This is a genomic window from Amycolatopsis saalfeldensis (assembly GCF_900110575.1).
Classification (GTDB): Bacteria; Actinomycetota; Actinomycetes; order Mycobacteriales; family Pseudonocardiaceae; genus Amycolatopsis; species Amycolatopsis saalfeldensis.
Genome location: NZ_FOEF01000001.1, coordinates 664,005 through 676,191, shown reverse-complemented (window position 1 = coordinate 676,191; position 12,187 = coordinate 664,005). Strand labels below are relative to the sequence as shown.

Annotated in this window: 13 protein-coding genes and 1 riboswitch; of the genes, 7 read left to right on the top strand and 6 right to left on the bottom strand. The window is 72.4% G+C overall.

What is annotated here, in order from left to right; all coding sequences use genetic code 11:
• Positions 1 to 410 precede the first annotated feature (410 nt).
• Positions 411 to 701, bottom strand: a complete 291-nt coding sequence (locus tag BMY97_RS03080) for a 4a-hydroxytetrahydrobiopterin dehydratase (protein WP_091612062.1) — start codon at positions 699 to 701, stop codon at positions 411 to 413.
• A gap of 33 nt (positions 702 to 734) precedes the next feature.
• Positions 735 to 849, top strand: a riboswitch (TPP riboswitch).
• A gap of 25 nt (positions 850 to 874) precedes the next feature.
• Between BMY97_RS03080 and BMY97_RS03075 the strand changes: the two genes are divergently transcribed.
• The 3 genes from BMY97_RS03075 to BMY97_RS03065 are packed head-to-tail and all read left to right on the top strand — an operon-like array spanning position 875 to position 4,559.
• Positions 875 to 1,930: a thiamine ABC transporter substrate-binding protein gene (locus tag BMY97_RS03075; RefSeq protein WP_091612895.1), complete on the top strand. Its 1,056-nt coding sequence runs from the start codon at positions 875 to 877 to the stop codon at positions 1,928 to 1,930.
• Positions 1,906 to 3,552, top strand: a complete 1,647-nt coding sequence (locus BMY97_RS03070) for an ABC transporter permease (protein ID WP_218156660.1) — start codon at positions 1,906 to 1,908, stop codon at positions 3,550 to 3,552. Before BMY97_RS03075 ends, BMY97_RS03070 begins: the two co-directional genes overlap by 25 nt.
• Positions 3,552 to 4,559, top strand: a complete 1,008-nt coding sequence (locus BMY97_RS03065) for an ABC transporter ATP-binding protein (RefSeq protein ID WP_091612059.1) — start codon at positions 3,552 to 3,554, stop codon at positions 4,557 to 4,559. The genes BMY97_RS03070 and BMY97_RS03065 overlap by 1 nt, the downstream gene beginning before the upstream one ends.
• 4 nt (positions 4,560 to 4,563) lie before the next feature.
• Here the strand turns inward: BMY97_RS03065 and BMY97_RS03060 are convergent, their stop codons facing one another.
• From BMY97_RS03060 to BMY97_RS03050, 3 genes are read right to left on the bottom strand one after another with little or no spacing between them, the layout of a single operon-like run.
• Positions 4,564 to 5,442 (bottom strand): ABC transporter permease, encoded by an 879-nt coding sequence (locus BMY97_RS03060; RefSeq protein ID WP_091612056.1) that lies wholly within the window; start codon positions 5,440 to 5,442, stop codon positions 4,564 to 4,566.
• On the bottom strand, positions 5,439 to 6,452 hold the full coding sequence (locus BMY97_RS03055; RefSeq protein ID WP_091612054.1) for an ABC transporter ATP-binding protein: 1,014 nt from the start codon (positions 6,450 to 6,452) through the stop codon (positions 5,439 to 5,441). Before BMY97_RS03055 ends, BMY97_RS03060 begins: the two co-directional genes overlap by 4 nt.
• A complete protein-coding gene (locus BMY97_RS03050; protein ID WP_091612052.1) occupies positions 6,449 to 7,546 on the bottom strand; it encodes a LolA family protein in 1,098 nt (365 codons plus the stop codon). The genes BMY97_RS03055 and BMY97_RS03050 overlap by 4 nt, the downstream gene beginning before the upstream one ends.
• Before the next feature lie 145 nt (positions 7,547 to 7,691).
• Here BMY97_RS03050 and BMY97_RS03045 point away from each other — a divergent pair, with 145 nt between their 5' ends.
• The 3 genes from BMY97_RS03045 to BMY97_RS03035 all read left to right on the top strand — a co-directional run bounded on the left by BMY97_RS03045 (position 7,692) and on the right by BMY97_RS03035 (position 10,184).
• Positions 7,692 to 8,402, top strand: coding sequence for a response regulator transcription factor (locus BMY97_RS03045; RefSeq protein ID WP_177231143.1), 711 nt, complete (start codon positions 7,692 to 7,694; stop codon positions 8,400 to 8,402).
• On the top strand, positions 8,399 to 9,715 hold the full coding sequence (locus BMY97_RS03040; RefSeq protein ID WP_091612046.1) for a sensor histidine kinase: 1,317 nt from the start codon (positions 8,399 to 8,401) through the stop codon (positions 9,713 to 9,715). Before BMY97_RS03045 ends, BMY97_RS03040 begins: the two co-directional genes overlap by 4 nt.
• Before the next feature lie 79 nt (positions 9,716 to 9,794).
• The gene (locus tag BMY97_RS03035) at positions 9,795 to 10,184 is read left to right on the top strand and encodes a (deoxy)nucleoside triphosphate pyrophosphohydrolase (RefSeq protein ID WP_091612043.1); all 390 of its coding nucleotides are present in this window, start codon (positions 9,795 to 9,797) and stop codon (positions 10,182 to 10,184) included.
• A 57-nt stretch (positions 10,185 to 10,241) separates the two neighbouring features.
• On the opposite strand, the gene trpS is transcribed toward BMY97_RS03035, so the two are convergent.
• Positions 10,242 to 11,234 carry a tryptophan--tRNA ligase gene (gene trpS, locus BMY97_RS03030; RefSeq protein WP_091612040.1) on the bottom strand — a complete coding sequence of 331 codons (993 nt, stop codon included), beginning with the start codon at positions 11,232 to 11,234 and terminating at the stop codon, positions 10,242 to 10,244.
• A gap of 207 nt (positions 11,235 to 11,441) precedes the next feature.
• On the opposite strand from trpS, the gene BMY97_RS03025 reads away from it, so the two are divergent.
• Positions 11,442 to 11,741 (top strand): YciI family protein, encoded by a 300-nt coding sequence (locus BMY97_RS03025; protein ID WP_091612037.1) that lies wholly within the window; start codon positions 11,442 to 11,444, stop codon positions 11,739 to 11,741.
• Between the two features lie 75 nt (positions 11,742 to 11,816).
• On the opposite strand, the gene BMY97_RS46815 is transcribed toward BMY97_RS03025, so the two are convergent.
• Positions 11,817 to 11,975, bottom strand: a complete 159-nt coding sequence (locus BMY97_RS46815) for a hypothetical protein (RefSeq protein WP_177231142.1) — start codon at positions 11,973 to 11,975, stop codon at positions 11,817 to 11,819.
• Between the last annotated feature and the right edge of the window lie 212 nt (positions 11,976 to 12,187).

Below are 12,187 nucleotides of genomic sequence, written 5' to 3'. Positions count from 1 at the left end.
GCCCCGGCGAGCTGCCCGGGGCCCGCGGTCGGGCTCAGCCGATGAGGCCGAGCACCAGAACCGCGAGCAGGGTGACGGCTGTGGCGAAGGTGGTGACCCACGCGCGCTGAGTGCTGGAGAGGGTGGCGGAGGCGCTGTTCATGACGTGTCCTAGCGGGGCGAGTGCCGGATATTCCGCTGGATTAGCGCATCGATCATGGACGACGTTACCGCCTGTGGCTGAGATCACGGCGGTTACGCACGGTGTGCCAGAGCACACCGCCCGCGGCCGCGATCATCAAGCCGAATGAGATGGCTCCCACCACGATTGCCTGAGTCATCCCCTGGTCCTTCCCGCGTTGCTGGAACCTCGTAGGGAGGACGCGCGAGAACGGTCCAGGTGTTGCCGTCGTATCGGAGATCACACCTGGTCAGAGGGCTGTGAGGACCTCGTCGATCTGTCGGGCCAGTGCGAAGTCCTTCGCGGTCAGGCCGCCTTCCGAATGGGTGCTGAGGCGGAAAGTGAGCGTCCGCCAGCGGATGTCGATGTCCGGGTGGTGGTCGGCGGCCTCGGCCAGGGCGGCGACGCGGTTCACCACCTCGATCGCCTGCGGGAAGGTCGCCAGTGAGGCCGTGCGCTCGATCGTCACGTCCGAGCGGTGCCAGTCGGTGAAGCTTCGGAGGGCCTCGTCGGCCTGTGAGTCGTTCATGATTTTCGCCATGTGCCCAATGGTGATCCTGTCTCGGCTAGGCTGCACGGTTGCCACGGGAGTCCGGTACGCCGGGCTGAGAGGCGGGTGCCCGTAGACCCGCGACCGTTCGCACCTGAATCCGGATCATGCCGGCGCAGGGAGGCCCGTTCTCCTCTCGCCGGCCAGTGCAGGAGGACAGCCAGATGAATCCGCGGACCGCACGCTCGGCGTTGGCGGTGGCCACGGTCACCGTGCTGGCGAGTGCCTGCTCGTTGTCCGGCGGCTCGGGCGGCGACGCCCAGCAGACCCCCGAGGTCACGCTCGTCACGCACGACTCGTTCGTCGCGCCCCAGGACGTGCTCGACGCCTTCCAGCGCCAGTCCGGCCTCAAGCTGAAGGTCGTCAAGTACGGCGACGCCGGCGCGCTGACCAACAAGCTGGTGCTCACGAAGGCCAACCCGATCGGCGACGTGGCGTACGGCGTCGACTCGACGTTCGCCTCCCGCGCGCTCGGCGAGGGCGTCTTCCAGCCCTACACCAGCCCCGAGGCGGACCGCGGGCCGCAGCGCTACTCCGTGGACCCCGAGCACCGGCTCTCCGCCGTGGACCTCGGCGACGTCTGCGTGAACGTCGACTCCGGCTACTTCGCCGCCAAGGGCCTCCCGGAGCCGAAGACCTACGACGACCTGGCCGACCCGAAGTACAAGGACCTGACCGTCGCCGAGGACCCGGCCACCGCGTCGCCCGGCCTGGCGTTCCTGCTCGGCACCATCGCGAAGTTCGGCGAGCAGGGCTGGCCGGGGTACTGGAGCAAGCTCAAGGCCAACGGCCTGAAGGTCGACAGCGGCTGGGAAGAGGCCTACACCAAGGACTTCTCCGGCTCCTCGGGCAAGGGCCCGCGGCCGATCGTCGTCTCGTACGCCTCCTCGCCCGCCGCCGAGGTCGGCCAGGACGGCAAACCGCGCACGAAGGCGCTGCTCGACACGTGTTACCGCCAGGTCGAGTACGCGGGCGTGCTGACCGGGACCAAGAACCTGCCCCAGGCGCAGAAGGTGGTCGACTTCCTGCTGTCCCAGCAGTTCCAGACCACGGTGCCGGCGAACATGTACGTCTACCCGGCGCGCCAGGGGGTCGACCTGCCCGCGGGCTGGGCGCAGGCGGCGCCGCTGCCGACGGCCCCGGCCACGCTGCCCGCCGACCAGGTGCAGGCCGGCCGCGAGAAGTGGATCGGTGCATGGCGCTCGCTCATGGGGGCCTGACCCCGGCGCGCACCTTCCGCACGGCCGGGCTCGCGCTGCTCGGACTGCTGCCCGTCGCGTTCCTGGTGGTGTTCTTCGCGTGGCCGGTGGTGGCGATCGTCGGCCGCGGCTTCTCCGCGGGCGGCGTCGACACCGTGCTCGGCGACCCTCAGACGTGGCGGCTCGCCGGGTTCACGCTGGCCAGCGCGGCGGCGTCCACTGTGGTCGCGCTGCTGGCCGGCCTGCCGGTCGCGTACCTGCTGGCGCGCGTGCGGCTGCCCGGCGTCGGGCTCGCGCGCACGCTGGTGCTGGTGCCCTTTGTGCTGCCGACGGTGGTGGTCGGCCTCGCGTTCCGCGCGATCTGGCCGGACGGCGGCGTGCTGCCGCTGGTGCTGGCGAACGCGTTTTTCAACGTCGCCGTGGTCGCGCGGACCGTCGCCGGGCTGTGGTCGCACCTCGACCCGCGTGCGACGGAGGCGGCCAGGGCGCTGGGGGCGTCGCCGTGGCGCGCGTTCCGCACGGTGACGCTGCCCGCGCTCGGCCCGGCCGTCGCGTCCGCGGCCGCGGTGGTCTTCCTGTTCTGCGCCACCAGTTTCGGCGTGGTCCTGATCCTCGGCGGCGGGCAGTACCGCACGCTGGAGACCGAGATCTACCTGCGCACCGTCGACCTGCTGGACCTCTCGGGCGCGGCCGCGCTGTCGCTGATCCAGTTCGCGGCCGTGCTGGCGGCGCTGGCGCTCGGCGCGATGGCCCGGCGGCGCCGCGAGAACGCCGTCCGGCTGCGGTCCGCGCTGGTCACGGCCCGGCGGCCACGCGGTGGCGAGTGGTGGACGGTCGGCGCCGCCGCCGTGGTGCTGGCGCTGCTGATGACCCCGATCGTCGCGCTGCTGGCCGAGTCGGTGTCCGGCGAGAACGGCTGGAGCCTGGCCGGGTACCGCGCGCTGTCGGGCACCGGCGCGAACGACGCGTTGCAGGTCTCCGGCTGGACGGCGGCGAAGAACTCGCTGGCCGCGGCCACCGACGCCACGCTGCTCGCGATGTTCGTCGGCGTGCTGGCCAGTGTGGTCCTGGTCGCGCTGCGCCGCGCGCCCGGCCGGCTCGCGCGCGGCATGGGCGAGACGATGGACGCGGCTTTGATGCTGCCGCTGGGCGTCTCCGCCGTCACGGTCGGCTTCGGTTACCTCATCACCCTCGACGCGCTGCCCGGCGACCTGCGGACGTCGCCGATGCTCGTGCCGCTCGCACAGGCTCTGGTGATCATCCCGCTGGTGGTGCGGATGGTGCTGCCCGTGCTGCGCGCGGTGGACGTCCGGCTGCGCCAGGCCGCGTCGACGCTGGGCGCGAGCCCGGCGCGCGTGTGGCGCGAGATCGACCTGCCGCTCACGGCCCGCTCGCTGGTGGCGGCGGCGGGGTTCGGCTTCGTCGTGGCGCTGGGCGAGTTCGGGGCGACGAGCTTCCTCGCCCGGCCGGACGCGCCGACGCTGCCGGTGGCCGTCGCGACGCTGATGGGGCGGCCGGGCGAGCTGAACAACCAGATGGCGTACGCCGCGTGCGCGCTGCTGATGGTGGTGACCGTGGCGGCCGTCGCGCTGATCGACCGCTTCGGCTCGGTCCGCGGGCACGGTTCGGTGGGGGAGTTCTGATGGCGCTCTCGGTTCGGGACTTGACCGTCCACTATGGATCATTCGCCGCGGTGCGCGGCGCGCGCCTCGACATCGCCGACGGCGAGGTGCTGGCGCTGCTCGGCCCGTCCGGCTCGGGGAAGTCCACACTGCTGCGCGCGATCACCGGGCTGGAGCCGTCGACCTCGGGCTCGGTGCGCTGGGACGGCGCCGACCTCGCGCCGGTCCCGGTGCACCGGCGCGGCTTCGGCCTGGTGTTCCAGGACGGGCAGCTCTTCCCGCACCGCGACGTCGCCGCCAACATCACTTTCGGGCTGCGCATGCACGGCGTCCCACGGCGCGAGCACGCCGCGCGCGTGAAGGCGCTGCTGGATCTGGTCGGGCTCACCGGCTTCGAACGGCGGCGCGTGACGGAGCTGTCCGGCGGCCAAGCCCAGCGCGTCGCGCTCGCCCGCGCGCTGGCGCCGGAGCCGCGGCTGCTCCTGCTGGACGAGCCACTGTCCGGATTGGACGCCGGCCTGCGTGAGCAGCTCGCCATCGATCTGGCGGAGTTGTTGCGGCGCAACAAGATCACTGCACTGCTGGTGACGCACGACCAGGAAGAGGCGTTCACGCTCGCCGACCGCGTCGCCGTGCTCGACGCCGGGAAGATCCGTCAGGAGGGCGCGGTCCGGTCCGTGTGGCAGCAGCCGGTGGACGACGGCGTGGCGCGGTTCCTCGGCGTGACCTCGTTCGTCGACGGCGTCGCGGCGGGCGGGCTGGTACGCACGCCGCTCGGCGACGTCGTGCTCGCCGCGGTCACCGAAGGCCCGGTGCGGCTGGGCCTGAGGCCGCATGCGTTACGCGTCAACGAAAACGGTCTCGCTGGTGAGGTGAGGGCCGCCGTCCACCGCCGTGAGCACGTGCGGCTGGTCGTTTCCGTTGGAGAGTCCACTGTGGACGCTGTTGCGCCGGTGACGGCGGACCTGCGCGCGGGCGATCCCGTCCGGCTCACGCTGGACCCGGACGGGATCGCTGTCGTCGGCTGAAGGCTCAGCCGTCGCGCGTGGTGAGGCGGGCGTACGCGATCGAGAGGCCCACCACGATGTAGCAGACCGCGCGCAGGGCGCCTTCGCCCAGCATCGTGGACGACATCGGATCCTGGAGCACCTCGGCCGGGGCCAGCGTCCAGTTCTGCGTGAGCAGGAACGGGTGCAGCCAGTTCAGCGAGGTCAGGAAGCCGAGGATGGTGAACACGATGTTCCCGGCCAGCACCGAGGCCACGACGAGCATCGGGTGCTCGGTGAAGCTGGACACGGCCAGCGCCACCGCGCCCACCGCCCACAGCTGCAGCACGATCCAGGCCGCCGCCAGCAGGATGCGGCCCAGTGCGTCCACAAGGGACAGTGTGGTGCCGGACAGGGTGAACAGCCCGCCGGTGCCGTTGATGATCAGCCCGGTGGCCACGCCGGTCACGCACATGGCCAGCACCGCCACCACCGAGACCGTCGCGACGCCGAAGGCCTTGACCGCCAGCAGCCGGCCCCGGCTGACCGGGGCGATCAGCCAGCCGCGCAACGTGCCGTGGGCGGCTTCGCCCGCGATGGCGTCCGCGCCGGCCATGGCCGAGGCCAGCGGCAGGAGCAGCGTCAGTGTCATCACCATCGCGGCGATGGGCAGCACCAGCGCGTTGTTGACCGCCGCCCCCACCAGTGCGGCGCCGCTGTCGCTCGGGCCAGTGCCCACGTCGCCCTGGCTCACCAGGGTGAGCCCGACGCCGATCACGATCGGGATCAGCGCCAGCAGCCCGAGCACGGCCAGCGTGCGCGGACGCCGGAAGATCCAGCGCAGCTCCGCCGCGACCAGCCTGGGCAACGGCACCGTGTCGTGGCCCAGGCGCGGCGCGGGAGCCGCGAGTGCCTGCGTGGTCATGCGTCCCCCTCGGAATCAGCTGGAGCGGAGGAATCGGCCGCCGGGCCGCCTTCGGTGAGCCGGGCGAACAGGTCCTCCAGGCCCGTGCGCGCCCGCGTGGCCTCGTGGACCGCGACCCCCGCGCCCACGAGCACCTCCAGCACCCGGGGCGCGACCGTCGCGGTGAGGTCCGCGCGGACCCCGTCCGGCGTCAGCCGGGCCCCGATCCGGTTGTCCCGCAACGTCTCCACCGCGAGCTCGGCGTCGGGCGTTCGCACGAGCAGCGCCGCGTTGCCCGACTCCAGCAGCTCGGACAGCTCCCCCTGCGCGACGACGTTGCCGGACTGCAGCACCGCCACGTGCGTGCACGTCGCCTCGACCTCGGCGAGCAGGTGCGACGAGACGAGCACCGTGACGCCGTCGGCGTGCAGTTCGGCCACGATCCTGCGGATCTCCCTGGTACCAGCAGGGTCGAGGCCGTTCGTGGGCTCGTCGAGCACGATCATCTTCCGCGGCACGAGCAGCGCCCCCGCGAGCCCCAGCCGCTGCTTCATGCCGAGCGAATAGCCCTTGTACCGGCGCCGCGAGGCATCGGTGAGGCCGACGCGCTCCAGCGCCGTGTCGACCGCGGCCGGGATGCCCGCCGAGGTCAGCCGCGGCTCGGCCGCCGCGAACCGGATCAGGTTGTCCCGCCCGGAAAGGAACGGGTGGAAGCCCGGTCCCTCGACGAGCGCGCCGACGTCGGGCAGCGCGTGGGCCGCGCCGTCCGGCATCGGCCGGCCGAGCAGCTCCACCTCGCCCTCGGTGGGGCGCACCAGCCCGAGCAGCATCCGGATCGTGGTGGTCTTGCCCGAGCCGTTCGGGCCGAGCATGCCGAGCACCGCGCCTTCGGGCACGTCGAGGTCGACGTGGTCCACCGCGACCGTGCCGCGGTAGACCTTGCGCAGGCCCCGCGTCCGCGCGGCGAGCGGGACCGCCGGGGCGGACGCCTCCTGAGAGGTGTCCGCCCCGGCCTCGACCGTGCTGGTCACTTGGTGCCCAGCGCTTCGTAGAGAACCTGCTCCGGCACCGCGCCGACGGCGTAACGGCCGTCGTCGGTCAGCACCGCGCCGCCCACCTTGGTGGTGAACAGGTAGCCGCTGCCCCAGGTGCCGCTGACGCGCTTGGCGACCCGGCTGAGCAGCTTCTGCGGGTCCATGCCCCGGCCTTCGGCCGAGCCGGACGACTGCTGCTTCGGCGCGAGGGTGCCGGCCGGCAGCTTGCCCGTGAGCACGGTGTCCCAGCCGTCGCCGACGACCTTGGTGGCCTGCTGGGCCTGCTGGGCCTCGGCCTTGGTCTGGTCGTCGAGCTTGGCGGTCTTCTCCGTCACCTTCGCGCCCTTCGGCGGGGTGAAGGCGAATTCGCTCGCCGCCTGCGGCGTGAACTCGATGCCCGAGAACGCCAGCTCCAGCGCCGGAGTGGTGGTTCCGTTGCTCAGCACCGAAACCCGCAGCGGCATCCGGGTCTGCGAGTCGACCGCGACGCGGATCTCGCGCAGCAGCGTGCGCTCGGTCGGCTTCGGGGTCAGCACCAGCTCGTAGGCCGGCCGGTCGGCCACCGTGGCCGTGCCGTCGACGGAGACGGTGCTGCTCTCGCGGACCTTCGCCAGCAGCTGCGTGGCCGCGGACGCCGGATCGGTCATCTTGCCGGCGTCGGCACCCGCACCCGGCTTCGCGGCGATGTCCGCCGGGATCGTCGTCTTGGTGGCGCTGTTGCTGTTCGACTTGTAGTCCCAGACGGTGGTGCCGTTGTGGATGATCGTCTCTTGCGAGCTGCCCTGCGCGAGCGCGATCTTCGACTTGCCGGCGCCGTCGCTGAAGACGTGCGCGGAGTCGACGTTCAGCGCGCTCGCCCCCGGGATCGCGTTGCCCATCGACGGCAGGCCGAGGTTGTTGCTGACGCTCACTGTGCCGTCGAAGGCCCCCGGCTTCGCGGTCATCACGGACTGGACCAGGTTTTCGGCGCTGACCTGCGGCAGCTTCGGCGCCGCACCCGCCGAGGCCGGCATGGCCACGACGACGAGCCCCCCGACGCCGAGCGCGGTGCCGACTACTGCGGCGGTGATCGCTTTCTTCTTCGGATCCATGGTGTCTCTCCCTGTGTTCCCGGGCCCCAGTGTGCCCGGCTCCCGGCTCAGAGGTTTCCCTCCCGAGCCTGAGATACCCCTGAATGCTCGGCCGTCGCGGCTGAGATCGCGCTGAGAGCTCGCGCAGGAGCTGCGGAAACCGGTCATGATGAGCCTCGTGAACCCTCGAGTGCTGGTGGTGGACGACGAGCCCGGCGTGCGAAAGGCGCTTCAGCGCGGGCTGCGCGCGGAGGGCATGGACGTGGTCACGGCCGCCGACGGGCCCACCGGGCTGCAGCTCGCGCGCACCGGCACGTTCGACGTGGTGCTGCTCGACATCATGCTGCCCGGCCTGTCCGGCTACCGCGTGCTGGAACGGCTGCGCGCGGAGAACGTGGTCACCCCCGTGCTGCTCGTTTCGGCCAAGGACGGCGAGGTCGACCAGGCCGACGGGCTCGACCTCGGCGCCGACGGCTACCTGGTGAAGCCGTTCTCGTTTGTCGTGCTGGTCGCGCAGGTGCGCGCGACGCTGCGGCGCGCCGGGCCGGACGCCTCGCGCGGCGCGTTGAAGCTCGGTGCGCTGGAGATCGACCGGGCGTTGCGGCAGGTGCGCTGGGACGGCGCCGAGGTCCCGCTCAGCCCGCGCGAGTTCGCGCTGTTGGAGGTGCTCGTCGGCCGGGCCGGCACGGTCGTGACCAAGGACGAGCTGCTGCGCGCGGTGTGGGGTGAGGAGCAGGCCGTGACGCGCAACCTGGTGGAGGTCTACGTCGGCTACGTGCGGCGCAAGCTCGACGCCGTGGGCGCGGGTTCGCTGCTGCGGACCGTCCGAGGACACGGCTACCTGGCTTCGGACGCGCAGCTGGACGAGGTGTTGTGATCGGCTCCCTGTCCTGGTGGCGCGGCCGCTCGCTGCAGGTGCGCATCACGGTGCTCGCCACCACGATCACCCTGGTCGGCCTGCTCGGGCTGGCCACGCTGGCGGCCAACCGGCTGGAACCGCTGCTGGTGGGCTCCGTCGACCACGAGCTGACGGCCGCGCTCGGCCCGGCGACGGCGGAGGTTTCGGCCGGGCAGCCGCTGACCGCGCGCGACCCGGTCACCGTGCGGGTGCTGGACATCGCGGGCGGCTCCGTCGACGGCCGGGCGGCGCCGCCGCTGGACGCCGCGCAGGTCATGCAGCTCAAGTCCGGGTTGTCCGTGCAGACCGGCGGCTCGCGCTGGCGCGGCCAGGTCGTGACCCTGCCGGACGGCGCGCAACGGCTGGTGCTCGCGGGCGCCGGGCTGGTCGGCTTCGCCGCGGCGGTGGAGTACGGCGGGGTCTGGCTGGTGGTCGTCGCGCTGGTGGGCGCGGCCGTTGCGGGGCTCGCGACGTGGCTGGTGGTGCGGTTGGCGCTGCGGCCGGTGGCGCGGATGCGCGGGCTGGTGCGCGCGCTGCCGCCGGGCTCGCGGCTGCCGTTGCCCACTTCGCACGACGAGCTGCGCGCGCTGGCGCAGGAGTTCAACGCGCTGCTCGTCCGGCAGGAAGAGGTGAGCGACCGGCTGCGCCGCTTCACCGGCGACGCCGCGCACGAGCTGCGTTCGCCGGTCGCGTCGATCCGGGTGCAGGCCGAGGTCGCCGTCACGAACCCGGATCCGGAGCTGGCGCAGGAGACGCTGTCGGACATCCTCACCGAGGCCGAACGGCTTTCGTCCCTTTTGGACGGTCTGCTGTCGCTGGCCCGCTCGGACGCCGGCGAGGTGCCGCCCGCGGAGCCGGTGGAGGTGGTGACGGAGGTCCGCGACGCCGTGGAACGGCTGCCCGCCGGCGCGCCCGAAACCCGCGTCAGCACCGCCGTCCCGCAGGCCTGGGCTTCGGCGGAGCACGCGGAGGTGCAGCTGGTGCTGGACAACCTGCTGCGCAACGCTTCCCGTTACGCCAACGGGCAAATCGTGGTTTCGGTGCTCGCCGCGCGCGGCCTCGTGCGGGTGGTCGTGGACGACGACGGGCCGGGCATCGCGCCCGAGCACCGGGCCAAGGTCTTCGACCGCTTCTACCGCGTTTCCGACGACCGGGCGCGCACCTCCGGCGGCACCGGCCTGGGGCTGGCGATGGTCGCCGAAGCCGTGCGACGGCGGGGCGGGCGCGTCCGCGTCGGGGAGTCCCCGGACGGCGGAGCGCGGTTCGAGGTGTCCTGGCGGGCGGCGCGTTAGAGCGGATTCGCGAGCGCGCGGGGAGGGCCGGAACCGGCCTGGGCACTCGCCGGGCGGACGGGTGCGGGAGACTGTCGGGATGGACGGGGTCATCGTCGGGGCCGCGCTGGTGCGCGACGGGAAGCTGCTCGCCCAGCAGCGGGCGTGGCCGCCGCATCACGCGGGGCAGTGGGAGCTGCCCGGCGGGCGCGTCGAGGAGGGCGAGACCGAGGCGTTCGCGCTGGCGCGTGAGTGCCAGGAGGAGCTGGACGTCACCGTCACCATCGGGCAGCGCGTCGGCACCGAGGTGCCGCTGCCCGGCGGGAAGGTGCTGCGGGTGTACACCGCCGCGTTGATCTCGCCGGGGGAGGAGCCGCGCGCCGTCGAGCACACCGCGCTGCGCTGGGTCGGCCCGGACGACCTCGACGACGTCGACTGGCTGCCCGCCGACCGCGGCCTGATCCCGGACCTGCGGGCGTTGCTCGCCTGAGACGTCCCGGACGACGCTTTCGCCTGCTGTGCAAGCGAAAGCGCCATCCGCCGCTCTTCAGCCGGCGCCGATCAGCCGCAACGCCGCCGAAACGCGGTGCGCGCCCCGGTCGGCCGCCCGCGCGGCACCGGCCTTGCGCACCCGCTCCAGCTCCGCGACGTCGCCGAGCAGCGCCTTCGTGCCCTCCCGGATCGGCCGCAGCTCCTCGATCACGGCGTCGGCGACAGCGTCCTTGAGCACGCCGTAGGACGGGTACTCGTCGGCCAGCGCGGCAGGATCACCGCCGGTGCACGCGGCGAGCACCTCCAGCAGGTTCGCGATCCCCGGCCGGGTTTCCGGGGAGTACGCGGGCACGGAGCCGCCGTCGGTGCGCGCGCGGCGGATCTTGCGGCGCACCTGGTCCGGCTCGTCGAGGACGAACACCACCCCCGCCGAGTCGTGCGCGGACTTCGACATCTTCCGCGTCGGGTCGGCGAAGTCCTTCACCCGCGCGCCCGTCAGCGGAAGCACAGCCGTCGGGACGGTGAACACTTCGCCGTACGTGGCGTTGAACCGCTTCGCCAGCGTCCGCGCCAGCTCCACGTGCTGCCGCTGATCCTCGCCGACCGGCACCTCGTCGGCGCCCTGCAACAGGATGTCGGCGGCCATCAGCACCGGGTAGGTCAGCAGGCTGAGCCGGACGCCGGCCTGGCCGCCGGGCTTCCCGTCCGCTTCGCCGCGGGCCGACTTCTCCTTGAACTGGATCATCCGCGCGGCCTCGCCGTAGGCGCAGGTGCACTCGAGCACCCAGGTCAGCGCGCCCAGGTCCCGCGCGATGTCGGACTGCACGAACACCCGCTCCGGCGAGATGCCCGATGCCACCAGCACCGCGAGCTGCTCGGTCGCGAGCGAGCGGAGCCGGGCCGGGTTGTGCTGGGTCGTCATGGCGTGCAGGTCCGAGACGAAGTACAGGTCTTCGGGCCCGCCGTCGGCCGCCCAGCGGCGCACCGCGCCGAGGTGGTTGCCGAGCTGGGCGTGGCCGGACGGGGTGATGCCGGACAGCTGGACCATGGGTCTTTCCTCTCCCTGGATGTGCCCCGGGAGGAGACCCGCAGAAAGCGAGAAGGCCGCCCACCGGGGCGGCCTTCGCTGGTTTTGTCAGCGCAGAACTTCGGGGCCGCCGAGGGGCGGCCACCACTGGTTGTTCGGCGCGAGCATGGATCACAGTCTAGGGCACAACCGGATGCCGTGGGGCGGCCGCGGGTCTACCGTCGGGGGATGTTCGTCGTGCTGCTCAACTACACCGCTCCCATCGAGGAGATCGACTACGTGCTGCCGGACCACGCGCAGTGGCTCGCGAAGCAGTACGAACAGGGTCTCTTCCTCGCTTCGGGCCGCCGGAACCCGCGCATCGGCGGCGTGATCATCACCCGCCCGATGGCCAGGGGGAAGCTCGACGCGATCCTGGCGACCGACCCGTTCTCGGTGCAGCACCTCGCGCGGTACGAGGTGATCGAGTTCTCCCCGACGAAGACGGCGCCGGAGCTGCGCCTGGTCAACGAGGCCGTCCCGCACTGACGTCGGCGGCCGGTTCCGCGACGGTGTGAGCAGGCTCGCACTGTCGCCGCCGCCACTGCTCGCGCGAGACCCGGCTCAGGCGGCCTTGACCAGGTCGTTCTTGGCCTTTTTCAACGCCAGCACGGGGCATTTCTTGCAGCGCGGCTTCGACCGGCAGCACTTCTTCTTGACCTTGCCGGCCTTCATCAGCTTGCGCACGACCGCCCGTGGGTCGGCGGGCTGTTTCTTGCCCACAAAGGCTCCCTTGTCGCCGGTGACGTCCGGGTTTCCAGCTTAGGTGAGCCTAACCGATCCAGGGGCGTGGCGGTACTCACAGTTCGGCGGGAGGTATGATTGTGGGGTCCGCGTGTGGCCAAAGTCGGCCATGCTGCTCGGGGACGTGCTCGCACGCACGGATTCCGCCCGCGACGCGGCCGCCCACCCGCCTTTGAAGTTCAGGAGTCTTC